The organism is Hymenobacter fastidiosus (genome assembly GCF_039539565.1).
Lineage (GTDB): Bacteria > Bacteroidota > Bacteroidia > Cytophagales > Hymenobacteraceae > Hymenobacter > Hymenobacter fastidiosus.
In genome coordinates, this window is record NZ_BAABDJ010000049.1 from 1 (window position 1) to 22,905 (window position 22,905).

General features: G+C 56.4%; 22 protein-coding genes and 2 pseudogenes. 9 read left to right on the forward strand and 15 right to left on the reverse strand.

Annotation, left to right across the window (positions count from 1 at the left end):
- From ABD833_RS19045 to ABD833_RS19055, 3 genes are all read right to left on the reverse strand, one after another.
- The coding region (locus tag ABD833_RS19045; RefSeq protein ID WP_345075179.1) for a recombinase family protein at positions 1 to 639 on the reverse strand (639 nt) is incomplete at its 3' end.
- 449 nt (positions 640 to 1,088) lie between these two features.
- Entirely contained in the window at positions 1,089 to 2,048 is a 960-nt protein-coding gene (locus tag ABD833_RS19050) for a DUF6011 domain-containing protein (protein ID WP_345075181.1), read from the reverse strand.
- A gap of 433 nt (positions 2,049 to 2,481) precedes the next feature.
- Entirely contained in the window at positions 2,482 to 2,739 is a 258-nt protein-coding gene (locus ABD833_RS19055; protein WP_345075183.1) for a Tn3 family transposase, read from the reverse strand.
- Between the two features lie 104 nt (positions 2,740 to 2,843).
- Between ABD833_RS19055 and ABD833_RS19060 the strand changes: the two are divergent.
- From ABD833_RS19060 to ABD833_RS19095, 8 genes and pseudogenes are all read left to right on the forward strand, one after another.
- Positions 2,844 to 3,731 (forward strand): annotated as a pseudogene (locus tag ABD833_RS19060) (transposase).
- 588 nt (positions 3,732 to 4,319) lie between these two features.
- On the forward strand, positions 4,320 to 5,357 hold the full coding sequence (locus ABD833_RS19065) for a replication initiation protein (protein ID WP_345075184.1): 1,038 nt from the start codon (positions 4,320 to 4,322) through the stop codon (positions 5,355 to 5,357).
- Positions 5,358 to 5,535: 178 nt separating this feature from the next.
- The gene (locus ABD833_RS19070; protein ID WP_345075186.1) at positions 5,536 to 6,327 is read left to right on the forward strand and encodes a hypothetical protein; all 792 of its coding nucleotides are present in this window, start codon (positions 5,536 to 5,538) and stop codon (positions 6,325 to 6,327) included.
- On the forward strand, positions 6,305 to 6,676 hold the full coding sequence (locus tag ABD833_RS19075) for a hypothetical protein (RefSeq protein ID WP_345075188.1): 372 nt from the start codon (positions 6,305 to 6,307) through the stop codon (positions 6,674 to 6,676). The genes ABD833_RS19070 and ABD833_RS19075 overlap by 23 nt, the downstream gene beginning before the upstream one ends.
- Positions 6,677 to 6,876: 200 nt before the next feature.
- Positions 6,877 to 7,161 (forward strand): hypothetical protein, encoded by a 285-nt coding sequence (locus ABD833_RS19080; RefSeq protein ID WP_345075189.1) that lies wholly within the window; start codon positions 6,877 to 6,879, stop codon positions 7,159 to 7,161.
- Between the two features lie 557 nt (positions 7,162 to 7,718).
- Positions 7,719 to 9,371 carry an IS1182 family transposase gene (locus ABD833_RS19085; RefSeq protein ID WP_345075191.1) on the forward strand — a complete coding sequence of 551 codons (1,653 nt, stop codon included), beginning with the start codon at positions 7,719 to 7,721 and terminating at the stop codon, positions 9,369 to 9,371.
- A gap of 316 nt (positions 9,372 to 9,687) precedes the next feature.
- Positions 9,688 to 10,473: a ParA family protein gene (locus ABD833_RS19090; RefSeq protein ID WP_345075193.1), complete on the forward strand. Its 786-nt coding sequence runs from the start codon at positions 9,688 to 9,690 to the stop codon at positions 10,471 to 10,473.
- Positions 10,470 to 10,781: a hypothetical protein gene (locus tag ABD833_RS19095; protein ID WP_345075194.1), complete on the forward strand. Its 312-nt coding sequence runs from the start codon at positions 10,470 to 10,472 to the stop codon at positions 10,779 to 10,781. Before ABD833_RS19090 ends, ABD833_RS19095 begins: the two co-directional genes overlap by 4 nt.
- Before the next feature lie 313 nt (positions 10,782 to 11,094).
- Here the strand turns inward: ABD833_RS19095 and ABD833_RS19100 are convergent, their stop codons facing one another.
- The 12 genes and pseudogenes from ABD833_RS19100 to ABD833_RS19155 all read right to left on the reverse strand — a co-directional run bounded on the left by ABD833_RS19100 (position 11,095) and on the right by ABD833_RS19155 (position 21,339).
- Entirely contained in the window at positions 11,095 to 12,486 is a 1,392-nt protein-coding gene (locus tag ABD833_RS19100; RefSeq protein ID WP_345075195.1) for an ISKra4 family transposase, read from the reverse strand.
- A gap of 19 nt (positions 12,487 to 12,505) precedes the next feature.
- Complete coding sequence (locus ABD833_RS19105; protein WP_345075197.1) at positions 12,506 to 13,123, reverse strand: recombinase family protein; 618 nt, start codon at positions 13,121 to 13,123, stop codon at positions 12,506 to 12,508.
- Positions 13,124 to 13,180: 57 nt separating this feature from the next.
- On the reverse strand, positions 13,181 to 13,822 hold the full coding sequence (locus ABD833_RS19110; protein ID WP_345075199.1) for a plasmid pRiA4b ORF-3 family protein: 642 nt from the start codon (positions 13,820 to 13,822) through the stop codon (positions 13,181 to 13,183).
- A gap of 38 nt (positions 13,823 to 13,860) precedes the next feature.
- The gene (locus ABD833_RS19115; protein WP_345075200.1) at positions 13,861 to 15,090 is read right to left on the reverse strand and encodes a hypothetical protein; all 1,230 of its coding nucleotides are present in this window, start codon (positions 15,088 to 15,090) and stop codon (positions 13,861 to 13,863) included.
- A gap of 146 nt (positions 15,091 to 15,236) precedes the next feature.
- Positions 15,237 to 16,025, reverse strand: a complete 789-nt coding sequence (locus ABD833_RS19120; RefSeq protein ID WP_345075201.1) for a hypothetical protein — start codon at positions 16,023 to 16,025, stop codon at positions 15,237 to 15,239.
- A gap of 56 nt (positions 16,026 to 16,081) precedes the next feature.
- Positions 16,082 to 16,960: a hypothetical protein gene (locus tag ABD833_RS19125; protein ID WP_345075203.1), complete on the reverse strand. Its 879-nt coding sequence runs from the start codon at positions 16,958 to 16,960 to the stop codon at positions 16,082 to 16,084.
- A gap of 37 nt (positions 16,961 to 16,997) precedes the next feature.
- Positions 16,998 to 18,431, reverse strand: a complete 1,434-nt coding sequence (locus ABD833_RS19130; protein ID WP_345075204.1) for a hypothetical protein — start codon at positions 18,429 to 18,431, stop codon at positions 16,998 to 17,000.
- A 167-nt stretch (positions 18,432 to 18,598) separates the two neighbouring features.
- The gene (locus ABD833_RS19135; protein WP_345075205.1) at positions 18,599 to 19,063 is read right to left on the reverse strand and encodes a hypothetical protein; all 465 of its coding nucleotides are present in this window, start codon (positions 19,061 to 19,063) and stop codon (positions 18,599 to 18,601) included.
- A 67-nt stretch (positions 19,064 to 19,130) separates the two neighbouring features.
- Positions 19,131 to 20,123 (reverse strand): hypothetical protein, encoded by a 993-nt coding sequence (locus tag ABD833_RS19140; protein ID WP_345075206.1) that lies wholly within the window; start codon positions 20,121 to 20,123, stop codon positions 19,131 to 19,133.
- 181 nt (positions 20,124 to 20,304) lie between these two features.
- The gene (locus ABD833_RS19145) at positions 20,305 to 20,919 is read right to left on the reverse strand and encodes a PDDEXK nuclease domain-containing protein (RefSeq protein WP_345075247.1); all 615 of its coding nucleotides are present in this window, start codon (positions 20,917 to 20,919) and stop codon (positions 20,305 to 20,307) included.
- Positions 20,893 to 21,171, reverse strand: a pseudogene (locus tag ABD833_RS19150) (DUF1016 N-terminal domain-containing protein); the annotation flags it as partial. The gene ABD833_RS19145 and the pseudogene ABD833_RS19150, both read right to left, overlap by 27 nt.
- A 15-nt stretch (positions 21,172 to 21,186) precedes the next feature.
- Complete coding sequence (locus ABD833_RS19155) at positions 21,187 to 21,339, reverse strand: DUF1016 N-terminal domain-containing protein (protein WP_345075208.1); 153 nt, start codon at positions 21,337 to 21,339, stop codon at positions 21,187 to 21,189.
- Positions 21,340 to 21,697: 358 nt separating this feature from the next.
- Between ABD833_RS19155 and ABD833_RS19160 the strand changes: the two genes are divergently transcribed.
- Entirely contained in the window at positions 21,698 to 22,099 is a 402-nt protein-coding gene (locus tag ABD833_RS19160; protein WP_345075210.1) for a hypothetical protein, read from the forward strand.
- Positions 22,100 to 22,905: the final 806 nt, after the last annotated feature.

The following is a 22,905-nucleotide window of genomic DNA, read 5'->3' on the forward strand; positions in this document are numbered from 1 at the left end:
AAAAAAAACCTTCCCGCGCCGCGTCCGGTAGCCCGCCTCATTCAGTTCGTGGGCAATCTGCTGCAGCGTGTGCCCCTGCGCATGGAGTAACGAAGCAAGACGTGCCGCCTGCCGGTTGGCCTGGCTTTGCTTGGCATTCAGCTGCTGCACGGCCCGGCCCTGCGCGCGTACCTGGTCGGTCATATTCGCTGGTGTCCCCAATTGCGCGCCGCGAGCCTTCTTGGCTGTCAAGGCATCCTTAGTGCGGCGGGAGATGGTTTCGCGCTCGTGCTGGGCGATGACGGCGAACAGGCCGACCGTGAGCGTATTCGCGTCGGGCATATCACAGCACACAAACTCCACCCCTGAATCGCGCAACGCAAAAATAAATCCCGCGTTCCTACTCAGCCGATCCAGCTTGGCAATCAGCAGCACGGCCCCCTGCCGGCGCGCCGCCGCGATGGCCGCTAGCAGCTGGGGCCGCTGGTTCTTCTTGCCACTCTCGACTTCGACGAACTCCTCCCCCACCAGCCCACCTATTGGCGCGAAGGCCACCACGGCCGCCCGCTGCGCCTCGAGTCCTAACCCGGACTGGCCTTGCTTCTGAGTGGAGACGCGGTAGTAGGGCACGTACTTCTTGGCGGGAGTCAGTGTCAGCATCGGGGGCGATTGGGGAGGAAAACAGCCGCAAGATACGTGTTATAACGTTCTATAAACGAGCGTTCATAGTATGTTATAGCCTTCCAAGGCAGCAATTGCTGGAAAAGACAACGGCCGACAGCGGTAGCAAACGACGGCCGCTGCCCCCCTGCTGGATCTACTTCCAGATCAGCCCGACAACTAGCCTGTGCCGGAGAAGATCCTCCCCTGCCCCCTCGCGATGGGTTGAATCCCACGCAGGTTCCGGCTAGCGGGGCGGTTATCGGGGGACGGCTTGGTGTATTGGATGCATCTGACGAGCAACACACCAGCCTACCACGAGCGGTCCGTAATTGATGGGCCGTAACGTTCCCGTCTGTACGGTCTCGCACGTATTGACTTATTCTATGCTCGTCACAAGAGGAAGTTGCTCTCCTTATACGTACGCATCCCCAATTATCAGCTAACCCTTAAATTGCTCTGCTCAGACAAGTTGGTCCAATTCCGTAGCGCAGCGAGCGAGGATCAGTTAAAGGCCGTCCGCAGATAAAGCAGTGGCCGGTTTCGACTCCGGAGAAAAAGGCGGGATTGACACTGCACTTTAGATAGTCACAGAACACAAGCAGCACTGGGCGGACGGCGGCTGTTCTAGCCAAGATTTTGCCCATCGCATCAAAGGCCATTCCCTGGTAGTCAATTGAGCCTACCCGAACTTGGTTTCGAAAAATCTGTACCGGCTTGCGCCGGGCCTCAACACCATCCTCCACCAGATGAAAGGCCATGGTAAAAGCGTCGCCCCCAACTGTATGAAAAGTGAGCGTGGGAAAGTCAATTATTCTGTCACTAAAGCCACTTGTCGCGACAAACCGTTTTAGGGCTAGCGCCGAAGTATTATGAAACTGCAGCGGACGCAGGTTGGCCAGAAAAGTAAGGAATGGTCCCCCATAAAAGGAAAAGGCCTTATTGGCGAAGTAGTGCAGCTGATAGCGATAGATCCCCCCCTGTACATGTATGGCGAGTTCCTGGTATTTAATTGCAATGTTGCGGGCGTAGGCATCGGCCATTTTTCCACAAATATTTACGGCCTGCTGGTCCGTAAAACGCGTGTGGATGCTCCGTCCACTGTAAGAGATCGGTCCCAGAATATGAGCGAAAGCATCCTGCTCAAACTGATGAGCTGCCGATTTCGGCGCTGCTTCGACTTTTCCAACTGGAGCAGCGGCTGGGACTGCGCTCGGTGCTTGGCTATCCAGCTTGCCATTTTTGAATGACTGGATATCATGGCGAATGGATTGCGCTTGTCCCTTGAGCTGCTGCGCTGCGCTGCGGAGCCTGGTACCGGCCGAGAGGTCTCGAACTTGCTCCCACTTCTCAAAGTCTGGCTCCAGGGAGAGAACAAGCTGCTTAAGTTGGGAAAATGGATTATCCATAATAGAATAGGCTAAGTTGGCTATCGCCTCAAGTTTGGTTGAATGGCCAGGCAATTTAGGCCTTGGTTAAAAGTTTGGTCCGAAAGTCGCATTTGGCAGCTACCGGACTCGAATGGTGTACCGGAAAGCCATTAGCAGCGCATAAACGGTATTTTGATTGGGTAAACCTGTTTCGGATACCGCTTTTTTGCTAGTTGAGAGCCTGAGCTAGTGACAAGCTCGTAGGTACCCGAAAAGGGCAGTTTCCGTGCCCCTTTGCCCAGTTTCAAAGCTCGCGCATGGGCCAAATGCGACTTTTGGACCAAACTTTTAACCAAGCGCAGGTTCACGTTTGAAATGCAACAAATTGGGTTGAAAAGAGGGATTTAAGGTGTTCGTTGGGCGTGGCATAGTTCAATTTGGGGTTCTCGTTACAACGGGGCGGAAAATTACGCTAAGCCGTTGCGGCTGGGCTAGTGAGCGGAGGTTGCGGCTGGCGCAGCGGGCGTAAGCCCTTGCCCAGCAAGGCTTCCTGCTCAGCAAAGGTGTATTTACCCAGTCGGTTGATGTGCTCGTAGCGAGCGGGGGAGAGGTGAACCAGGTCCTCGTCTTGGACGGGATAGCCTTCGGCCCGCAACTGCGTGACCACTTCCTGCATGTAGACGGTGTTCCACACGACGACGGCATTGGTGAGCAGGTTCAAACAGCCCACGACTTCCTGCTGTGGAGCAAATAGAGCGGGATGACCAAGCCGCCTGGCTGTGGCAGCTGCCAGCCGTTGACATCCTGCGCCGGGTCTGGCTCCAACAGTTTCGGATGGTGGACGGCCAGCTCAACTGGCGCGTGGAAAATCAGGACGAATTACCACCTTCCGCGCAGCTTATCAGCTCTCCCTACGATATAGAAGCGCGTTTTAGTCGGAAACGCACCACGACGTGGGTGGGCTATAAAGTGCATTTGACGGAAACCTGCGAGCAGGATCACCCCCATCTGATTATCCAGGTAGCGACTACTGTCAGCACCGAGGCGGATTCGGCTACCTTACCCCAGATTCAGCAGGCATTGGCTGACCAGTCGTTACTGCCATCGCAGCAGTTGGTGGATACCGCGTATGTGAGCGCTGAATTGTTTGTCCAAAGCCAGCAACGCCATCAGGTGGACTTAGTCGGGCCCGCTCGCAAAGATCAGAAATGGCAGGCGCTCGCGGGGCAAGGGTATGCGGCAGCGGATTTCCACGTAGATTGGGACGCGCAGCAAGCCACTTGTCCTCAGGGGCATCCGTCGCACTCCTGGTTCCATACGCTGGAAAAGGGCCAGCCGCGCGTGTTCATCAAGTTTTCCACGAAGCAGTGCGGGCCCTGCCCCGTTCGCGCGCAGTGTACGCGCATGAAACGCCGGGGCATTAAGCTGCGAGCCGACGCCCCGTATCACGCCTTGCAAGCAGCTCGGGCAAGAGACAGCCAGGCGGACTGGCCCCTGCTCTACAATCAGCGAGCAGGTATTGAAGGCACTATTTCCTAAGGAATCCGAGGCTTTGGCATGCGCCGTTCGCGCTACATGGGTCTGGCCAAAACGCATTTGCAGCACGTCTTTATCGCCGCGGCGATGAACCTGTCGCGTATCATCAACTGGGTAAACGAGGCGCCGTTAGCCCAGACCCGTCAGGCCGCCTTCCAACTATTGACTCCGCCAGCAATGGCTTAAAATCAATTCGCCAACAGTATCCAATAGGAAGAAGAACCCCTATCTGTCCTGCGGAAAGATCCTATATCATGTTTATACATTTAATGTCTATACACGAATCCGCGCAATAATTACATTTGCACTTTTAAGGCCCTTTGGCGAACTATCTTACCTTCAGACGTGGTAACACTTGCCAAAACCACGAAAATGCGACACAAATGAAATTTGATATATTCCTGGCTATCTGAGGAGTGACTCTCCCCTTTCTAAAAGCTTTTCTTTGAAAAAATCAAAAAAGAACCGAGTGCGCGTATGCGCATCGAATCGAATTTCTTCTTTCTTAAAACGAATACGAATAGTCTTCCTTCTTAGGGGTGCCGTAACTAATTGATTCACAACATCCCACAAAGATTCAAATGTACTAGATGGCATAGTTAGATGTACTGATTGGCAGGTTCAGATGTACCAGATGGCAGGATAGATGTACTGATTGGCAAGTTCAGATGTAAGAAATGGCAAGATAGATGTAAAAACGAATTACATTTACCATGTGAGTGGAAGAAAAAGCCATTTCTAAGCCCTCAGAGTATTTTCCAGCCTCATTTGTCCATGTCCGACGAGATCACCCCCTTCCATTCCAATATCAACCCGTTGGCCTACCAAGCCAATGCCCTAGTGCGGTCTCCTTTGAAGTTCACGCACGTTGAAGCCCGGATCTTTGCCTTGGCCCTGGGCACCATCCATGCGCGCCATACCGAGCTGCCGCCGATCTCGATTGATGTACGGGACGTGGTCACCTCTAAACCGGGTGGAAGCCTCTATGCGGCCGTGAAGGAAGCGGCCCAGGGGCTCATGAAAAAGCGCGTGGAGATCGAAACGATGGTCAACGGGGAGATCAAGTTCGTCGGCTACAACCTCATCGACACATTGGGTTACGACACCAAGACCGGTATGCTCACCGGCGCTTTCGCCAAGGGCATCGAGCCGTTCCTGTTACAGCTGCAGGAGAAGTTCACGCGGGTTGAGATCCAGACCCTGCTTTCGCTGAAGAGTGCTCATTCTCACCGACTGTACTGGCTGCTGAAGAGCTGGGAAAAGCCGCAGGGCAAAATCAAGCTTGAAGTCGAGAAGATGCGGCAGTTGATGTTGGCTGAGGATGCTGACAAGATGTATCCGACGTTTGCCGAGTTCAAACGAAACGTGCTCAAGCCGGCGCTTCAGGAATTTCAGGAGCTAGATCCTGCTTGGGAAGTGGAAATGCGGGAGATCAAGCAGCGCAAATGGGTCACGGAGCTGGAGTTCATCATTCCTGTTCACAGGATCAAGAAAGCCGAAACAGCCGAGGAAACATCTAAATCCCCGAAAGCTAAGCTCACGCTGGAAGAGATGGGCGTGTTTAAGGAATGGCTACGTAACAAATACGAGCCGCTGGTCACGACCTACGACCGACTACGTGCCGACTACGAGGTGACTGAACCTCAGGCCAGAGCCATCGTCAAGGCCGTGCACAACGAGGCTGATTATCTGAAGCTGACGAAGGTGCTGCACCAGGTGAAGCTCGATGTGGTGAACAAAGTGCCGATCAAGAAGCTCGGTGCCTATACCGTGCAGCGGCTGAAAGAGGCGCTGGAGGTTTATGCGAAATAGAAAGCAATCAAGAATTTTAGCTCTTACCAGCTCAGGGAAGTGATTCGACTACCGTTCGCAATCTAGCCGTGAACGTAGTCGAATCACGAATAGTTCCCAATATAATTGTTACTTTCTAATCTAATATTGTACTATAAAAATATTAGTTGAAGGTTTGTGCAGCATTTAACCACAAACCATGCAAACAGAACGACAGAACACTCCCCTACCCGACGAGTTTTTCAGCCCTCCCGCTGCAGCTCGCACCTACACCGTATGGCCTGGTAAAAGCTATGGTTACGGCGGCACGATGGACCCGGAAAGCCAAGCTTATCGCGAAGGTCTAATCAAGGAATTCCTGTCCACCATGCTGCGCTCTTATGGAACACATCCGAGCATTGGCGATACCCTGCAGATTCATTTAGGTTTCTGCGTGAAGGTCGTCCAGCGCCACCTTGTCCCGTTTACCTGGATTTATGAATCCGGCGAGCTTGTTCACGGGTTTTACTACACGTTCGAAGCGGTTGAATCGGTGATTCAACCGCTTCCGGGCATGCCAGTGGGCTATAAGCTACCGCATGTGTACCTGGATACTATCCTGGAGTACGTCAGCCCGGAAGCGATACGCGATCGGCGTATCCAGGAACTAGCGCAGAATATGGAAGCGGGTAGGTCCGTTCGACATACCCACGCTGAGAAAGAGGCTTTCTTACAGTATGCTGCGCAGCTGGAGGTCACGTTAGACCAGATTGAGGCCGCTTATAACCGTATTCAGGATACAGCGGCGCGACGTACTCCCAAGCAGACCGAAATCCTTCTTATTCGAGAAGATATAGCCAGCTATATTCCTGAGTTCTATACGGACGCTGAGATAGCTTCGCTGGAGGAAGCCATGATGGATGAGAGTTTTACAATGGAAAAGCTGCATAACTTCTATTGTGGAATAGTAAGAACAGCAGAGCAGCGACATGAAGCTCGAAACGGTCAGTAACCGGCTGCGCTTTGAGGGCTCGGAGAATAGTGTCAGGCTGCTGTTACGGGGTGTTTCCGGGCCGTATCAACACTTCGACTATGATGCTATTATCTGGACTACTGAAAACCCGAACTCCCGACGCATCAACTGGGGCACTGAATACAATGTGGTCCGCAGCAGCTATGTCCGTGACCTGGTGCACGTCGAAACGGTGCTCCATCCAATCACGCAGCAGATCCTAACGGCGCTCAGCTCCCGCTGGCGCTATGTCACGATCGTGCACATGTATCGGACCTGTGACGGATACCGCCACCACGCTAAGTGGAAGGCTGGTAAGCAGATTAGCCTTCCACTTAGCGTGAGCTAGCCCCTACCCTAGCAGCGGAAACCTACGTCGAGGTTATACCAGCGGTAGAAAAGCCATCGCCAAAACCAATTTCCAAGAAGCTGTTTGAGTAGGCCAAAAGAGTACAAAAGAGGCTAACGCAATATGATTTTTGTACCCTTTTGTACGATGTAGGCCGAACTCATTGTCTTCACATTCAACACTTTGTACCCAAATCTCTCATGGAATCATCACTTGAAATTCAACGATCCACGTTCCACATCGATGAAGCGTTCGACAACAGCCTCAACGTTTTCAAAGTAGAGCTGATAGCTTCATACCCAAACAACCACTTTGCGCCGTATTGGCACACCGGCAGTATTCATTCCAAGCTCGAAAACCCAGAAATCAACGGGCGCTTAAAGCTTCTTTTGGTGGACAACCGCAGCCCAGTGGAGCAACAACACATTGCTGCTTTTGTCGATATCGTCAAAAGCCATCCCTTTCTAGGGGTAGCGCAAGAGTAGGAACAGAAATTCCCGTTAGGGCCGTAGCGGCGGATTTCGGCAAGTGCGGGGTGTCTCAAAATACGGGCGTTTTAACGCTGCTAAGGCATTTTTGAATGACACGCCGCTTCTGCCCCACAAATGCGTCTCGTTTGGTTATCTCGCTAATCAGCGGCTCCTACTACCCATAAAACGTGACTTATTGAGACAAAAGCACCTGCTGCGTGCTAAATTCTGACGCTAGGAGTGCCTAACGGGAATTTCTGTTCCTACTCTTGCGCTACCCCTTCTACTGGGGGTTCTTGTTGCAACGGGGCGGATTTACATGCTAAGCCCGATTATCGAAAAGGGTAGCCGAAAAACAGACCGAAAAAGGCCGATTACAAGGCGTATAGGAGGGACGAGTAGTCTATCGGAAAGGAAATCCTAGTTGATAAGTGCTTTGAATAATCTTCGCTGAAGCAGCAGGAAGGAGGATTTACAACCTTAGCGTGTAAATCCGCCCCGTTGGATACTGTTGGCGAATTCATTTTGGGGTAAAAGGGCTATTTTCGGAAGCATCTTAACCGCTTCTGCTCATGAGCCTACACCCCCAACCCAGCACGCCTGTTCCGCCCCAAACGCGCCAGGTAGCGCAGGCGGCTTTCCCACGCGGCAATCGCTACCTGCAGTTGCGCGATACCTTGGGCACCCTGTATGACGACGCCCTCTTTGCCGACCTGTTTCCACAACGGGGGCAAGCGGCACAGGCGCCCTGGCAGTTGGCGGTGGTGACGTTGCTGCAATTCGCCGAGAATCTCTCCGACCGCCAAGCGGCCGATGCCGTGCGGAGTCGGATTGACTGGAAGTATCTACTGGGCTTGGAGTTGACCGACCCCGGGTTTGACTTTAGTATCCTGTCTGAATTTCGCCAGCGGTTAGTGGCCGCCAAGGCCGAGGAACGCCTGCTCACGCACCTGCTGACGTGTTGCCAGGACCACCAGTGGCTGAAAGCCGGGGGCAAACAGCGAACGGACTCGACGCATGTGCTGGCTCGTGTCCGGGATATGAACCGCCTGGAGTGCGTGGGGGAGACCATGCGCTTTACCCTCAACAGCTTGGCTACGCTCGTGCCCGACTGGTTGACCAACCATCTGCAACCGGAGTGGGCTGCCCGGTACGGTCCCCGAGCCGAGGAGTATCGCCTGCCGCACACCAAACCCCAGCGGGAAGCTTACGCGCAGCAAGTCGGTCAGGACGGCTGGTGGCTCCTGGAGCGAATAGAGCGGGATGACCAAGCTGCCTGGCTGTGGCAGCTGCCGGCCATTGATATCCTGCGCCGGGTCTGGCTCCAACAATTTCGAGTGGTGGACGGCCAACTCATCTGGCGCGTGGAGAATCAGGACGAGTTGCCGCCTTCCGCGCAGCTTATCAGCTCTCCCTACGATATAGAAGCTCGTTTTAGTCGGAAACGCACGACCACGTGGGTCGGTTATAAAGTCCATTTGAGCGAAACCTGTGAAGCCGACCAACCGCATCTGATTACGCAGGTAGCCACCACCGTCAGCACCGAGGCGGATTCAACTACCTTGCCTCACATTCAGAAGGGATTGGCTGACATGTCGTTACTGCCGTCTCAGCAGTTGGTCGACACCGCTTATGTGAGCGCCGAGCTGCTCGTCCAGAGTCAGCAACTCCACCAGGTGGAGTTAGTGGGGCCCGCGCGGAAAGACCAGAAGTGGCAGGCGCTAGCGGGGCAAGGGTATGCGGCGGCGGATTTCAACGTGGACTGGGACGCTCAGCAAGCCACTTGTCCCCAAGGGCATTCGTCGCAATCCTGGATTAAGACGCTGGAAAAGGGCCAGCCCCGCGTGTTTATTAAGTTCTCCCGGAAGCACTGCGGGCCCTGTCCGGTTCGCGCGCAGTGTACGCGCATGAAACGCCGGGCCATTAAGCTGCGAGCCGATGCCCCGTATCACGCCTTGCAAGCGGCCCGCGCGCGCGACAGTCAGGCGGACTGGCCCTTGCTCTATAATCAGCGAGCGGGCATTGAAGGCACGCTTTCGCAAGGGGTCCGGGGCTTTGGCATGCGCCGTTCGCGCTACGTGGGCCTGGCCAAAACCCATTTGCAGCACGTCCTTATCGCCACGGCGATAAACCTGTGCCGTATCGTTAACTGGTTAAACGAAGTGCCGTTAGCCCAAACACGTCAGGCCGCTTTCGAGCGATTAATTCCTCCGGCAATGGCTTAAAACCAATTCGCCAACAGTATCCCGTTGCAACAAGAACCCCGATACTAGCTCTGACGGATTCGGACAGCTCTGCGTGGAGCAGAGCTGCTTTAGCCGACGTGAAATGGCCTGGCTATGAAGTAACAGCGGAAGATCCAACCCAGGAGATTATCCTAAGCGCACTCCAACAGATCAGCGGAATGTATTGTGACCATCCTGAATAGTAACAATAGTGGCCATAGTGACAATTGTTGTAATTGTGTGTATTGTCAAAATGTTAAGTATTGTTTACATTTTGACAATTGCAATAATTGTTACTATGGTTTAAATTGCTTGCATGTTTACTATTGCCTACATTGTCACCATGCAGACAATAGTATTCGCCAATCATAAAGGCGGCACCGGCAAGACCACTTCCTGCCTCAATGTCGCCTACGCCCTCGTACAGCAGGGTAAGACGGTCCTTCTCATGGACTGTGACGCGCAATGCAATCTGAGTCAGAGCTTCACGCTCGAAGCCAACGGCAAGAACCTGGGCACCGTCTTACTCGGCCAGGCCAGCTTGTCGGATGTGGTTCAGGAAGTAGGGGAGGGGCTTTACCTGGTCCCCTCAGCCCACGACCTGAGCGAAGCTGAGGACAAGATCAGTAAGAAGCCGGGCGCAGAGTTCTCTTTGAAGGAGTTGCTGGAGGAAGTAGAGGACATCGACTACTGCCTCATCGACACCCCTGGTGGCCTTGGGAAGCTGACCTACGCAGCTCTGACAGCTGCAACGGCCGTCTTCATTCCAGCGCAGCCGGAGTATTATGGCATCGAAGGACTGGTCGGACTGCTCGACGTGTGCCGCCAGGTACAGAAGCGACTCAATAAGGATCTGAAGATCGGTGGGCTGTTCTTCACGCAGTATAATAGGAGTGACCGCCGCCGTGCGCAGCGCGACATGGTGACCCTCTTGGAAACCCATGAAGTCTTCGGGCCGCTAGTCATGCGGACCACCATTCGGCCCAACGTCTCCTTGGTAGAAGCCCAGATCGAGAAGGAGAATGTCTTTGCCTACGCACCCGACTCCAACGGTGCCCACGACTACGAAGCCCTCACCACTGAAATCCTTTCCCGCATATGAGCACCGGCAAACCATCCTTCGGCAAGAAAGTCCTGGCCGCCGTCACTGAACGTATCGATCCCGCATCAGCTGAAAAGCCTGAGCCAGTAGGGGAGGAGACGGTCTGGGTTTCCTTTACCACCGCTGTTACGCGGGAGACCTATATGAAGCTGAAACAGGCTGAGCATTGGGTGCCTGGCTTTCTGATGAAGGAACTCACCGAGGCTGCGCTGGTAAAGGAGCTGCAGAACTACCCGGAGGCTGAGAAACCCCTGCCGGCGGCGGCGCTGGAGAAACTGATGAAGTCAAGTAAGAAGCTGCGCGGGTAAACCACGAAATTCTGTAGGATCCAACATTGCTCTAAAGATCATATTGACAATAGAATCTTTATATATTAAATTTATTTGTTTCTAACTGTCAACCATTTAACCCAACTCGCCATGAAAAAAGCATGTCTGATTATTGGCTTAACCTTATTCGTCGGTGCAGGGCAGGCCTTTGCACAAGATGATGAGGAGTTACAAGAAGTAGTCAAAGAGGTGAATAAGCTCATTGTCGACGTTGAGAAGGATGATAACGACTCAAAAGTGGCTGACGAGCGTAAAAAAGTTCGAGAGCATCAAAAAGTGTGGGGCAATTGGGTTAGGCGGCCATCTGCATCGGTTCCGCTGGCACTGACCGGAAGCCGGGATACTGCTGCCGAAAACAGTCTTCCCATTCCTCGTTGAGCACCTTCGTGCGGGCCTGCACGAGCAGGTGCGCCCCTTTTTTAGTCCACTGCATTTGTTGCCGCTTCACCATTCGCTTGGCCAGCACTTGGTTTACCACCGACTCGACAAAGCCCGTGGAGACGCGTTCGCCATAGCGATGGCGCTCGGCGTAGTCCACAATGAAGCCGCTGTTCTGCTCCACATAGGTTTGAAAATCAGCAATTAACTTGGTCAACGGCTTCGACTTGTCATATTTCTTGGCTAGGAGCGGGTCGTCTTGATGCAGGGCCAGGATATCGTCCAGGTACATTATTTTTTCCACGGCCCGCTCCGCGTTCCCGTGCCAGAGATGCCATTTGATGCTGGTTAAGCCGTCCTGCAGCGCTTTGCCACCGGCCGCGTCGACCTGGGCGAAGCCCAGCGCGTACTGGTGCAGCACCGTCAGGCGCATGGTCAGGTGAAACCAGTCCAGAATATGCGTAGACTCCGCACTCAAATAACTGGTCAGCGACCGCAGAATGGAGGCGCCATCGGTAAAGAATTCCACCGACTGATTTGCCTGTAAGCCTTGCGAGCGCAGCACCTCAAAAACACGCCGGCGCGGCTTGACGTCTACTTCCTGCATGAAGCCGAAGCATTTGGCGGTCCCCTCCGCCGGCATGCTTTTGCCCGCTATCACCTCGAAACAGCCTTTTTTATGCCAGTGCCGGACGTAGCCGCCGTCGAGGCCGACCACCAGCGGGCGGGGCGGGCACGGCAAGGCCTCGCGGTCGCGCTGGCAAACGCCCTGAAAGGAGGCCACCTCCGCGGGCAGCTGCTGTTCCTGGGCTTCGACCACGGCGTGCAGGTGCTGCTGGATGGTCGTGCCCGTTAGCTTCGCGGCAATGGGCAACACGTCGTGGAGCAAGTCGGCCGTTTTCTGGTACGGGATGAGACTGGCCCACTTGGTTTCCAAATACAACCGCTCCGGCGTTACGTGCTGCGGAAAGAGCTGCTGGAGGGGGCTGTAGGTTTTGGCTCCCGCCTCGGTAGGCGGCAAGTAGTAGCGCGGGCTGTCGACCGTGACGTTCCCGAACAAGGTTTTCAACTGGAGCGGATAGCGGCCCTTCTTCCGTAAGCCGACGGGCTGATGCGCCTGCAGATGTATCGCCACCTGCTGCCCAATCATTTGCTGCTGGATGCGCTGCAGCAGGGCTTTGGACTCGTCCAGCGTCAGGCCCACGCTGGCTAAGCTCAGGTCGGCGCGGCTCCAGGTAAACACTTCATCGAGTAAAGGCTCGTCGCCTTCCGACAGGCACGCCACCAGCTGTAGTTTGAAGTTCATGGTAACAGGGAATTAAGGATTAGAGCAAGGTCTTCACTTTACGAACCGTATTGATGGCCACCGCACAGAGCTTGGCCGTTTTATGTACGCTCAGGCCCGCACGCAATTGCCGGGCGACGGCGGCATGCTTTTTCAGAAAGACGGCCTTTTCTTCCGTCGCGCCCGCCGGACGGCCGATCGTGACGCCTTGCCGCCGCGCTTCGTCCATACCGGAGAGGATGCGCTCGCGCAGGGTCTCGCGTTCCAGGCGGGCAAACTCGGCCAGCAGCGTGAACATGAACTGGGCGACCGGATTGCGTTTGCCGTTCTTGAGCGTTTCGAGGCCAAAGTTTTGGACATAGATGCTGACGCCCAGCTGCGTCAGTTCTTCTACAATCTGCAGGACTTCGACCGTGGAACGACCCAGGCGCGAGACTTCGCTCACCAATACTTTTTGAATGGCTCCCTGCCGGCTCAGCTCCAACAGCTGCTGAATCCCCTCCCGGTCCTGATTCCGGCGGGCCCCGCTAATCTTCTCGGCAATTTCGGCCACGACCTGCACCGCTTGGCTCTGGGCCACGGCACGCAGGTCTTCTACCTGCCGTTGGTGGTCTTGCTCCTTCTTGGAGACCCGCACGAAAATAACCGCGTGTTGCATGGCGCAAAGCTATTCCCACTGTATCAGTTAAACCATCTGGTTTTCCTGATACAGTTTTCAGCGTTTCGTATCCGCGAAGAAATAGGCGTAGCCGCCCTGCGAATACAGAAAATCGGGATTACCCTTAAGTTGATACACTTTCGCCAGGCGTTCGTTGACTTGCCCCTTGTCGAAATGTTCCGGCCGGAAGGTCCAGAACCAGGTCGGTACGTCGTCTTCCCGAAGGTCCTCGCCGTCTAGTAATTGGTCGAGGGCTTCGTAGCGCCAACTAAACTGGTCTAGCGTCCGCTGGTCGTAGCCGCGAGGACCGCCGACTTCTTCGGGTGGGCAGGCCCGGCGGCCACTTATACAAACCGGATGGGCAGGCAGAGCAGTCGGGGGCAGCAGTTTCTCCACCCGAACCTGGTGCTGCCAATGGTCGCCGAAATCGTAGGTATAAGTGAACTTGTCATTGAGGCGCCACGGAAAATCGCCCAAGTGAACCTGGCGAGCATCATCGGCGAAGTAGATGCCGCCGACATAGCCAATCCCATACTCCTTTCCCCAGAGGTGAAAGCTATGCAAATGCCAGTTTTCCCAGCCCATCGCCACTTGGAAGATGTGGTGTAACTCGGCCAAGGTGGTATCGCCCCGCACGAGCACCCGCCGGCATATTTGCGGGCTAATGCCCAGCAGATGAATCTTAAGCTGGTAGCCCACAGCCAGGTGACCAGGGCGTATGGTTGGGGCTAGTAGGGTCATGGCCTGCACCGACAGTTACGGCTTCCCAAGGTAGCCAGCAAGTGGTTGAACCCGATTGCCCCACACTTTTTGATGCTCTCCAGATTTGTGCCACCTGCTTGTGTGCAGTCGACGTTTGCGCGGGTAGCTAGTCGTACCACTATGTCAACCTCCCCAGTTATTTTTGCCTGCCTCACCTGAGCGTTGCCAACCAGTACCACATAGCCCTTGTCCTGTCGGGCAATGATGACCGGGCCGGCCGCTACCCCAGTAGGATTCTCCACCAACTCCTGCACTGGAAAAAGGACTTGTGGATTTGCGGCGACGGCCCGGTGCAATCGCTTTAGCCACCGGTTGTCATCGGGCCCGGCACTGGCGAGGCCGACGTCTGCTTTGAGGTCTTCCATCACCGGCGGCACAGTGGGAGTCGTAGCCGGCCAACCCCAGCCGGCTAGGTCGGCAGCACTCGGGGGCCACTGGGACGTGTGATGGGCTGCCACACTAGCGGGGGATGGGGGCGGATACTGCGTCAGCCAGTCAGCCGAGAGGTGCTGTTCCTTCACGTTATACAGCCGGAATAGCTGCGCCGCGCGTCGGCGTTGAGGCTCGGTGCTGGACGCTGCCTGCGCATCGGTGAGCAGATGCGCCCGGGAAATATAGGCTTCGCGCACCGCAACGGGGGCCTGCGCATAGGCTGCGTCAGTGAGCGTGTTTCCCAGCTGAACGAACTGCAGTTGTTGCGCAGGGGTGAGGGCCGCAAACGAGATGGTACCCGCACTTGCGGCGCGGACCGTCGCCACGTCGGCCACTTCAGCCGGGGTCAGCGGATCGCAGCTGAACAGCGCCTTCGCCTGTTCCAGGCCGGGCTTGGTCGCCAAAAAGCGGTCTAGGCTGTTGCCCAATTGGCGGGTATAGTAATCTTCGGCGTTGTTGGCATACGTGAACTCGCAGGAACCATCCGGGCGCACCGCCACGACCGTTACGTGGGTCTTGTCAAATACGGCGCAGGCACTGTCGTAGACGAAGTAGTAGCTGGAGTTGTACCGGGCCCGGTAGTCATGATAATAATTGTGATGGCGCCGGCAGATACAGAAGTCGTAGCGTTTGCCCTGGCCGTAGCGGATACAATCGGCTTCGCTACGAGCGGCGTACACCCGGTAGCGGTCATTCGCCCAATCAGGCTCGATATCGAACACCCGCAGTTCTGAGAGGGCAGCAGTAAATTCAGGCAGGCAGTGGGTGCTCATAGAAGAGACGAATAGGGGTAAGGGGGGCGATTAAGGCATTGGAAAATACAGTTGATAACCGGCCCGTTACGAACAGGGCATTTCAGCCTCCCAACGGGCCAGGCTACCTGGTGCGGTAAATAAGCAGGGAATCGATCTAACCCGTCCTACCACCAGCCATTGCCTACGTGCGTATGGCCAGGCTGCATTCCACTCGTCAGCAGCTCCTTGTGCCCGTTCACGCGGATGTTACCCTGATGAAAGCCGCCCACGCCGGTGTTGACAAGGAAAGGCCAAGCGGCAGCCTCGGCGGAGTCGGGTAGCAGGCCCGGTTCCGTTGCGTTGCGGGCATACCGCGGCAGGTGGGTCAGCAAGGTCCGGAGCCGCTCGCTGCACGTGGTACCCGGCACCAACGCGTCGCCGGCGTAGGTGCCGTAATGCCAGTAAGCGGGCGTGTCGGCCCCCGGGGGCTGTACCAGCACCCGCTGCCCCGTGCCGGCATGGCCCTGGCTCAGCTGCTTGGCCAGCCACGCCAGCCACGCGGCCCGTTGCTCGCGGCTTAGAACCGCCGGTTGTTGGTAAGCGCCTACCTGCAGCGTGCCACGGGACGGCGCCGGCACCAGCCAAGCCAGGGACAGGGGTCCGGCAGCATCGGGCCCTAGTCCGATGGGCATGTGCAGCAGGTAGCTGCGACGCAGCCGTTCGTGCAGCGCTTCGTGGCGCTGCCAGTACGCGGCGGCCGACAGCAGGGGGGCCGGGGGACAGCGCGTCTGCAGGAAGTGGGTATCCCCGCCCGGAGCGACGTCTTCCGTAACGCTTAGCACTAGGTAGCCGGAGCCGGCCCAGGCGGTCAGAAACGACTCGGCGCACGCGGCGGGGAATTCCCGGCGCCGCATCCACAGAAAAAGCTGTAGCGGACTCGGGCATTCATCGGCGGAGGGCAGGACAGGTGTCATGGAAAAACAACTCAAGTAAAAACAGAAACAATAGGGTGCGGGGGCCGCGGGCCGCGCTAGGGCCTATCGGTGGGGGGCGGTTCCGGCAACATGTGGAGCGTCAGGGTCAGGGCTTGCCCCGTGTCGGCGCGCACCAGGCGACCGGCGGCATAGTGCAGTTTCCCCCGGAGCCAGTCCGGCTCCACTCCCGGGTCAGAGCTGAGCAAGGTATCCGCTTCAAACCGCGGCTCCCGGCCCTGCCATTCCACCAGCTGGAGTTCACCCAGGTCGTCCTCCTCTGTCCAGCGGGGCGAGAGCTCGGCCTGTTCCCCGGTGGCCGGGTCGGTGAGCAGCAATGCCCCCCAGCCCATCAGCCACTGCGGGTAGGCGCTGCCCGCAGCGGCCACGCGGCGGGAGCTGGCATAAATGCCCACCGAACCCGCATCGATATCATTCGGCTGTTGCCAATGCCCCTGAGCCACGACCAGGCGCTCATCCTGGCTAGAGCCAGAATCTATGAAAAACAAAACGGCAGGCAGCGCAACCCCCGGGGGCAGGAAGGAGCCCGTCTCCGCCTCCGCTTCGTCCGCAGGCCCCCACTCTCCCCAGAAAGCACTGTCGCCGGGCATCGTATACCAGTCCAGATCCGTGGCAGCCAATTCCTGCGAAACCCAGTCCGCCACCTCTTCGACGGTGTCCAGGTCGTCCGCCCCAGTGGCCCGGGCCTCGGTCAGGGCCTGGCTCAGGGATTCGGAGCGCGGGGAGTGCGCCAGCTCGCCACCCAGCCAATGCCACGGACTCAGGGTCAGCCGCACGTCCTGGAGTGTTACCGGGCCGCAGTAGTCAGCGGGCAAATCAGCGCGTAGCTGCAGGCGTACGGCCTCGTCGCGTTGCTGAATGGGCACGGGCACGGCGCTGAGCAGCGCGTCTAAGTCAGTGGTCGTAAGGAAGGGCATAAAAGTCCGGTGGGAAGAGATGATGGGTCAATAAATGTTACTGGGAAACCGAGGCTTTGCCACACGATAGCAGCTGCGCCATTTGGCCGGCTTCGGCGTACACGATGGCGTCCTGCTTAAAGCGCCGGCCCCAGGCACACGCCTCTTCCGGACTGCTGTTCAGCAGCCAGCACCCCTCTTCGCGGTACATCAGATGCTCCCACTGCTGGATACGGATTGCAGGAAACTGCTCATCCGCGCGTGCCTCGCTGGCTGCCAGCTGCCAAGAGAGCTCCCCATGGGTTGACGTGCTTAGTTCATTCAGCAGAAGAGAGAAGCTGTCCTGATTTTCGGTGGAATCCACCGTCTGCCAGCTGCCTGCTTTGGGTTCGGGATTCTGGGGCGTGACGTAGGCAATGCTCCGGGCGGCGCTTGGTAATTCCTCCGGCGCTGCTACGCCCGGCTCCAGCATAAAGGTCCCTTCCCGAAACGCGTCGCGGGCCTGCGAAACGCTGAAAAACCGGGAAGTGAAGTACTGGCCCACCCGCGGCCGGTCGGTACGCAGGTCGACTTTTTTGCGCAGCTCTTTCAGCGACCTGACCATCGTGTCCACCGCACTGAATGCGGTGTAGAGGCGGGTTGCCAGCAGGTCGGGTTTCGTGTCCCCCGCCAAGTTCCCCGCGCCTGGTTTGCGGGGGCGCTTCTCGTACGAATGCACCGGGTGCGCAATCCAGTTGCGCACCGAAAGTATCTCGGTGCGCTTGCGGCCGAATTCCGCGGCATTGGTGGCCGAATAGCCGAGCCAGGAATACAGGCCCGTGTGCTCCACCAGGGCCAGCATACCGCGCAGCGTCAGGTACTCGCGCAATGTGTTCTGGTGTTCATCGGAACTGTCGTTTGTGAAGGATTGCAGGCTGCTTTCGATGCTCTGCTGAGCAATGCCCCTTTGCGCCAAATAGTCCAGTGCCTGCCGCAGCCGTTTCTCTTCCGGAAAGGCCGCACCGATCAGCTCGCTCAGCTCCATTTCCAGCTCCGTCAGCGCCGCGTAGCCGTATTGGAATACGGCCCGGCTGTTCAGGTTAATGTCCGACACCATGCCCACGATTTCGGGTGGGCCCTGCGAGCCTGGGGCCGTCAGAAAGTAAAAGGGTGCCCGGTCTTTGTTGCGCGAATCAGCCAGCTGTTTCAGCAGCGGAAAAATTCCGGTTTTGTAATCCAGACAATCCAGCTGCTCATCAATGCCACACCAAGTGGGGAGCTGGCCGAAGTCACCCATTTTCCGGGTCCTAAAATAGCCCGACACCTGGCCGTCGGGTTCCTGTACCGGCAGCACGTCGAAGCGGTAGTCGCGCATCTTTTCCAGCGCGTGTTCTGCCGTCTGGCCTGCCTCGCAGGCAGTCCAGTGGCGGCAGCTGATGCCAATCATGGCGGCCGTTACGTGTGGTTTCCCCTGAAAGGCAGTGAAGGCGTCAAAAACAGATTTGTCAGGCATGTTGAGAGTCAGATGTGAAATGAGATTATTGATTCGTAAAAGGCCAGGATGCAGTCCCGCGCGCTGGCCAGTAATGGCTGGGGGCCTCTGCTGGACTACCTCATGTAGGCTGGGACAAGGCCCGCTTTGGCACTACTCCCTATCTTCAGGGGGCAGAAAGCAAGTAGCTAACGTTGATAAAATAGGCGCCACCATTGCACCAGCATCAGCACGAAAGCTACGAAGCCTGGGCCACCGGCGCCTGTCATGCCATCGTAGGGCAGGTAAAACGTCCAAGCTACCGCCAAACCCAGAGCCATCACAACCGGCGGAATGAGTAGAGCCCCGGGCGCTACGCCGAAGAATTTCAGCACGATCAGCAACGGCACCAGAAATAGCAACACGCCGCCAAAGGCGCCACCTCTATCGGGCGTGAACAGACAAAAAAGTACCGCCAGCGCCACCAGCAAGCTAACCAGCGGTGCGGCCATCAGGTGGCCCGGAATGCGTCCTACCTGCTGAAAAAACAAACGTCCTACCCAGGCAAGACCGACGGAACAGGGAAGCGCCCACAGGGCTGAGCCAGCCAAAATCAACAGGAAGTTACGGAGCGTCATGGGCGTAGCAAACCCATGAAAAAGCGCAAGCAGCATACGTGAAAATTAAATAATGACAGGAAGAGAAGTCGGCATGGGCACCCGTATGGGCCCCGGCGGCTAGCTACAAAAAGCGGCCTCCGTCGCGCAGCCAGGGGGCGAGATGCCACAGGTCATACTCGTCCAGTAGCTCCCCTGCGGTGCGGTTGTCAAACAGACCGCCATCGAACACGAATGGTGTGCTCACGGTCATCGAGCCCGATTCGGCGCAGTACAAAATATGATTATTAGCCGCCAGCCAAGCCAGAAAAACAAGCTGCCAGATCTTTTTCTCCCGTTGTGGAGTGTCCTCGTCCAGGTGGGCGTCGATGTGTTCGCGACAGCGGCGCACGATTTCTTCGGGCAGCCGCAATACCTCATAAGGCAGATAATCATCCACCCGTTCAGACTGCGGCTGGCATGCAATGGGGGTAATGTCCAAAGACGTCAGCAGGGCCCGTAGCTGGCGGTTGAATGCCCATCGCGCTGCCTGCGTGGGATTCAGGGCGGCCTCCGTATACTTCCCTGCTGCCAGCAGCTCCACGGCGATGGCGCTTTCCAGGCATTCCTGCCGGGTCAAGGAAAGCAGGTGCGTGCTTTCTGTTAGCACCAGCACGTTTTCTTGAATGCTTGTGGCTTCCGCCACATAGGCCGCTGCCGGCATGCTATCAGCGCGTTGCGCCGGCGTTATATGGATCAGCTCACCGGAGGGCAACACGTGGCGGAGCTGGTCTATGTGCCATAGCTTGGACGTGACTTCCTCCGCCCGTAACAGATCGGCGTAGCAGAGACGGCCCAGCACCCATTGCAGGCGTGGCAAATTGCCTATGCCATGTTCAGTCACCCAGTCGAGAACGGTTGCCGGCGTTACTTCCCGAAACCCCACATAGAGCGCTGGCAACGCACAGGCCTGCACCTGACGCCCGGTATGGGAGAGAATGCCATACTGGTCTCCTGAGCGAAACCCATAAAGACGAGGGCTGATGCGCCACGTGGCGTCGTAAACAGCGGAAAGTGTTATTTCACCGGAAGAGAATTTCAAGCCGGCTTTACCCTTAACAGAAAATGAAACTAGCATAGAGCTACCTGGCTCCGGTACTGCGGAGTTGCACTTGAGGGCCAGGAATGTGCTAGTGGGTGTGGCAGGCAAGGCTGCCGGGGGCCGCGCCGACGAGCGGCCGCGGGGTATATGGCTTTGAACGGTGGAGTGCCAAAAAGGTTACGGTATATTGCTTATTCCAATCGGGCTGGGCATTGAGTTAAAGCGGAAGAGTCGGTGGCCCCAGAGCCGCGTCTAGCTCTTCCGTGGTCGGCAGGTTGCGGCGCAGCTCTGGTGGCAAAGCGCTGGTCAGCTGCCATTCCGCCACCCCAATGGGCTGGCTCAGGCCGCGCAGGGCATATTCGGCTACGACCCGGTTTTGCGTTTTGCACAGCACCAGGCCAATAGTTGGCTGATCCGACGGATGGCGCAGCAAGTCATCCGCCGCGGCCAGGTAGAAGTTCATCTTACCGCTGTCTTCGGGCTTGAATGCGCCCATCTTCAGATCGATAATGACGAAGCAGCGCAGCTGCAGGTGGTAAAACACCAGGTCCAGGTAATAATCCTGCCCACCAATCTCCAAATGGTACTGGCTGCCCACCAGCGCAAAGCCTTTGCCTAGCTCCAGTAGAAACGAGCGTACGTGTTCCAACAGGCCCCGCTCCAAGTCCCGCTCCTGCGCTTGCGTACCCAAGGAGAGAAAGTCGAAGGTGTAGGGGTCTTTCAGAATCTGCTGGGCCAGCTCCGACTGCGGCGCGGGCAATGTGCGGCTAAAGTTGCTCACCGCCCGGCCCTGCCGGTGATACAGGCTGCTTTCTATCTGCGCGGCCAACACGTTGCGGCTCCAGCCATTCTCCAGGGTTTGGTACACGTACCACAGCCGCTCAGCAGGGTCTTTTACCTTGTCCAATAAGATGCAGTTATGAAACCAGGGCAATTTTGCAGCAAGCTGCTGCAAAATTGCTTCATCGGCCCATTGCTCCGCAAACGCCTTCATGTAGCGCAGGTTGCGTGCAGAAAAGCCCGTCAGATCTGGAAACGCCTTGTGTAAGTCCGTCGCCAGTTGCGTCACCACTTTCGCGCCCCAGCCCCGCTGCTGCTCCTACTGCAAGATGCTCCGGCCAATGCGCCAGTACAGCAGGACTAACTCCGAATTCACCGCCAGCGCGGCCCGCACCTGCGTTTCGCGGATATGGGTCTTGAGCTCGGCTAAAAACTGCGGGTACTCGGCAGGAGGTAAGAACAAAGTAGACATGCAGCTCCGAAAAAGGGTTGAATCCGTGGCTTGAAGACGTATCTGGGAGTTCACGAAACCTCTGTTTGGGTCATATGGAGTGTAGCAGAACTGAAGCATGACAATTCCTCAACAAACGCTTAACGATTCAACCCTTTCTGTTTCGCTTTTCGCACCGATTTACTTATTCCACGTGTAAACCACACGCTACAGTCGCTAAAACACGTTAAAAACGGGGCTAAAAGACCTACTTCTAACGTGTTTTCTGCTCTTTTTTTAGGCATTTATCGGAATTATAGGCGGGGTACTCCTTCTTTTCAGCGGGGGTACTCCCTTTTTTCATCGGGGGTACTCCCTAGAAATTCCGCTATCTTAGGGCTTGTATTCTTCCATTTTCTATATGCCTTACAAAGAGCCTCGCCACCAAATCAATCTCAAGCTCACGGACGCCGAATATGCGCCTTTAGCGCAGGAAGCGGCCCTGGCCCGCAGTACTGTAGCCCTCTACGCACGCCACTTAATCGTGCAGCGCACGGCCCAACCCCTGAGCATTGCTGCCCAACGCCTTAAAGAGCGGTATGAGGTACGCGAAGAAGCCCTTCAAGACAAGATAGGGCGGCTACAGCAGCGGGTAAACACGTTGGTGCTACAGAATGCGGACATTCCGTTGCTGCAGCAGCAAATCCAGGAAGCAAGGCATCTGAATGCGCAACTCAGTAACCCCGAAGCGATGCGGGCGCTCATCGAAGAGGTTATTCAGCGGCGGGAAAAGTCCGCATAACCAACGCACGTCCTCCAACGGGCCAACCACTCTGAATAGAGGCTCCTCTGTTTGAGTGGATGTTTAAAAGTAGGCTTTCACGCAACGGGCAGGAGTATAATGGACTAGAGGCTAAGGCCAGTAGGTCAAACATAGGAGCCTCTTGGCTGAATGATAATTCTAGAGCCAACACTTATTCCGAACCAAGCTACTGGCCACTAAGGGTGGTGTCGTTGAGTATTTATACGTTCAGCTATAGCAATTCCATAAAATTCGAACTACATATGTAGGCTTAATCTCCTGAAAAGAAAGCCTACATCTTCGTAGATGAATTCAGTACTCGTGGCTGCTTCCGGCTGTGTTGACTCCGCCAGCGAGCTGTTTTATCCTTGTTCCGTTATCAGTGCCTGATTCCATCGTTATTCCACCTTGGGTGTGGGAGCACCGCCGGCCCGCCGATGAGCGAGCCCATGAGGTATTGCAGACGTGGCGAAATGTACCCGTTTCCGAGTCACACTTGGCTGAAACGCCGGTTTGCAATGCCTTACGGGTTGTATTAGATGGCGTACGCGCGCCACGCTTGCCCCGGCTGGCGGCCCCCCTTTGCGCCCTGGATGGGTATTGCTACCTATTTCTGAAGGGATGGGCTCAGGCTGAATTGGCTACGGATATGTGCCTGCTAGGAACCGCTACGGAGTTTGTGGTGCGTAATTATTGGCATAATCCGCTGACTTGGATGCAGGCGCAGCGCGATCAGGCAGCTCACTACCCGAACCGCACCAATATCGATGATTGGGCCCAGCGAATCCTACGCGACTACCGCGCCC

Coding starts and splice junctions, on each gene's coding strand:
- ABD833_RS19050 (WP_345075181.1), bottom strand. CDS start 2,048: ATGGATAATCCATTTTCCCAACTTAAGCAGCTTGTTCTCTCCCTGGAG.
- ABD833_RS19065 (WP_345075184.1), top strand. CDS start 4,320: ATGTCCGACGAGATCACCCCCTTCCATTCCAATATCAACCCGTTGGCC.
- ABD833_RS19070 (WP_345075186.1), top strand. CDS start 5,536: ATGCAAACAGAACGACAGAACACTCCCCTACCCGACGAGTTTTTCAGC.
- ABD833_RS19075 (WP_345075188.1), top strand. CDS start 6,305: ATGAAGCTCGAAACGGTCAGTAACCGGCTGCGCTTTGAGGGCTCGGAG.
- ABD833_RS19080 (WP_345075189.1), top strand. CDS start 6,877: ATGGAATCATCACTTGAAATTCAACGATCCACGTTCCACATCGATGAA.
- ABD833_RS19085 (WP_345075191.1), top strand. CDS start 7,719: ATGAGCCTACACCCCCAACCCAGCACGCCTGTTCCGCCCCAAACGCGC.
- ABD833_RS19090 (WP_345075193.1), top strand. CDS start 9,688: ATGTTTACTATTGCCTACATTGTCACCATGCAGACAATAGTATTCGCC.
- ABD833_RS19095 (WP_345075194.1), top strand. CDS start 10,470: ATGAGCACCGGCAAACCATCCTTCGGCAAGAAAGTCCTGGCCGCCGTC.
- ABD833_RS19100 (WP_345075195.1), bottom strand. CDS start 12,486: ATGAACTTCAAACTACAGCTGGTGGCGTGCCTGTCGGAAGGCGACGAG.
- ABD833_RS19105 (WP_345075197.1), bottom strand. CDS start 13,123: ATGCAACACGCGGTTATTTTCGTGCGGGTCTCCAAGAAGGAGCAAGAC.
- ABD833_RS19115 (WP_345075200.1), bottom strand. CDS start 15,090: ATGAGCACCCACTGCCTGCCTGAATTTACTGCTGCCCTCTCAGAACTG.
- ABD833_RS19120 (WP_345075201.1), bottom strand. CDS start 16,025: ATGACACCTGTCCTGCCCTCCGCCGATGAATGCCCGAGTCCGCTACAG.
- ABD833_RS19125 (WP_345075203.1), bottom strand. CDS start 16,960: ATGCCCTTCCTTACGACCACTGACTTAGACGCGCTGCTCAGCGCCGTG.
- ABD833_RS19130 (WP_345075204.1), bottom strand. CDS start 18,431: ATGCCTGACAAATCTGTTTTTGACGCCTTCACTGCCTTTCAGGGGAAA.
- ABD833_RS19135 (WP_345075205.1), bottom strand. CDS start 19,063: ATGCTGCTTGCGCTTTTTCATGGGTTTGCTACGCCCATGACGCTCCGT.
- ABD833_RS19140 (WP_345075206.1), bottom strand. CDS start 20,123: ATGCTAGTTTCATTTTCTGTTAAGGGTAAAGCCGGCTTGAAATTCTCT.
- ABD833_RS19155 (WP_345075208.1), bottom strand. CDS start 21,339: ATGTCTACTTTGTTCTTACCTCCTGCCGAGTACCCGCAGTTTTTAGCC.